The organism is Vibrio sp. OPT46, from assembly GCF_015163535.1.
Classification (GTDB): Bacteria; Pseudomonadota; Gammaproteobacteria; order Enterobacterales; family Vibrionaceae; genus Vibrio; species Vibrio alginolyticus.
Genome location: NZ_JADDYG010000308.1, coordinates 37,639 through 39,738, shown reverse-complemented (window position 1 = coordinate 39,738; position 2,100 = coordinate 37,639). Strand labels below are relative to the sequence as shown.

The 2,100-nt window shown below is 40.7% G+C and carries 2 protein-coding genes and 1 pseudogene; 2 read left to right on the top strand and 1 reads right to left on the bottom strand.

Annotation, left to right across the window (positions count from 1 at the left end):
• Positions 1–400, bottom strand: a pseudogene (locus IQR33_RS33150) (hypothetical protein); the annotation flags it as partial.
• A 356-nt stretch (positions 401–756) separates the two neighbouring features.
• Between IQR33_RS33150 and IQR33_RS15145 the strand changes: the two are divergent.
• Positions 757–1,371, top strand: a complete 615-nt coding sequence (locus tag IQR33_RS15145; RefSeq protein WP_193837989.1) for a PolC-type DNA polymerase III — start codon at positions 757–759, stop codon at positions 1,369–1,371.
• Between the two features lie 252 nt (positions 1,372–1,623).
• On the top strand, positions 1,624–2,100 hold a 477-nt coding region (locus IQR33_RS15140; protein ID WP_193843798.1), incomplete at its 3' end, for a DUF6795 domain-containing protein.

Below are 2,100 nucleotides of genomic sequence, written 5' to 3'. Positions count from 1 at the left end.
CTCTCGCGGCCATCGCTAAACAGATTTCATCCAACCATCCATCCATTGTTCCTTCTGCAACAGAACGGTTACCCACTTCCGAAAAGTGTCGGTGCCCAACGGAGAATTCAACCACTTGGTCTGAATGATTGGCCAGCAAGTACACGTTATTCAGTAACTCAAGCGCCCTTTTTATATAAGCTGGCGAGGCCTGATGTTGTCCGTATTCTGAAGCAGTGAAGAATGCCTCAAGCGAATCCCAAGCATCGCCTTTCATTCTTTTAAGAGGTTGCTTATAAAAAAATTGTTTTTCATCAAGCATCCTTTCCCAGAAGCTGTAAAAATTTTCGTCTTCTTCACGAAAAATACGCAATTTTCTTTCTTCAGGTATATCTAAATAGTGATTTCTTATTGTTTCCATCGTTCCCTAGCCTCGCATTATAAGTTGTTCTAATTTTTTGCCGTGATGATATTCATCCTCAAAATCAAGCCGTAAATGATGCCGAAGTTGATTTATAAAATCAATTTATAATCAGTATGTTGTATCGAAAGTTAATGCTTAACTGAAATGAATCGAAAAGCCGAAAAACATTTGAAATATAAGGCTACCGCACAAGCCGCGATGGGTAAGCCAGAACGTACCTGTCCATAAACAGTGGACGACGAACACTGACTTTGTGGAGTAAAGATAGACAGATATTCACCATTGTGTTCGCCTTTCTTTTTCTGTCGCTTTCGATAATACTCTTGCGCAATATTACTCAGCTGGAAAATTTTATGCCTCAAGCAAACTCTGTGGTCGTACTCGACTTTGAAACCACAGCTCTCTCTCCTACTTTAGGTGATCGCGCAATAGAAATTGGTGCAGTAAAGTTAGTCAATGGCGAGGTTGTCGATAGTTTTCAGCAACTCATGAACCCCGGTTTCAGAGTGAGTTCTTTCATTGAGAACTACACCGGCATTACCAACAATATGTTGCGATCGGCACCAAGCTGCGAAGAGGTAATGGCGTCATTTAGTGAGTTCATTGCTGGCGAGAACCTTGTCGCTCACAACGCGTCCTTCGATAAACGATTTTTAGATGCAGAGCTTGAACGAATCAACTGTGGTTATTCGGGTGAGTTTGCTTGCTCCTTACTGGTAGCAAGACGGCTCATTCAAGAAGCCCCATCACATAAGCTAGGTGAACTTGTTCGCTATAAAAATATCGACAACGACGGTGTTTTCCACCGTGCACTAGCCGATGCGCAAATGACAGCCAAGCTTTGGCTCTTAATGGTCGAAGGGATAGAAAACTCAGGCGTCGAAAAACCAAGTTTTCAGTTGATGCAAACAGTTAGTAAAACAGCCAAAGGAAAAGTCGACCTGCTACTCGCCAAAAGCCGTGCGTAACCCCCTCCGAACTAAAAGCTGATTCTAGTCTCTTCGACGTTTAAGTGATTTTCGATATACATGCGATATTGGTTATATCTGTCAATATCGCAGTGCTTCTTATTCAAAACAAAGATCGCCTGGGTCACTCTATCCTCCAAAACTTCTAAAAAAATCGTGAATTATGTCTCACCGATTTAGATACTCGCTATAGTCACTCGAGACAATACGCAACAATTTGAGGTGTATTCACTGACTACTGATTTGTAAGCGATGATCAACAATGTTTTTCTGTTCTTAGAACAGTTTGCAGCTTTACTCATACTCGTACTGATTTCTGTTTTTGCTGTTGGCTTTTTATTTTTTGGTAAGGAAGCTCAAGAGTTTACACCAAGCATAAAAGGACGTATTACGAAGAACGATACTCCCATAAAGAATGCAAATGTAGTACTTAACATTCGGTCAGAAAATCGATCTTTCGAACGTAGCTTCACCACGAATACAAATGGGGAATTCAAGTTTGATCCTGTTTTCAGAAAAAGGAACAAAGTTCTAAGTATTTTCGATGGCCTATTTCAAACAATATGCAGTGTAGAAGTGACCACAACCGTTGCCAATCAAAAGGTTGTTATTTGGAAAGGAATTTTCAGGCATCATGTCATCGGTATGAAGGAAAGAGTAAATATGTCTAATTTAAACTGCGAAGCCACCAACCCCATCAGAAAGTTTGAATTTCAATCCCATGGGGAT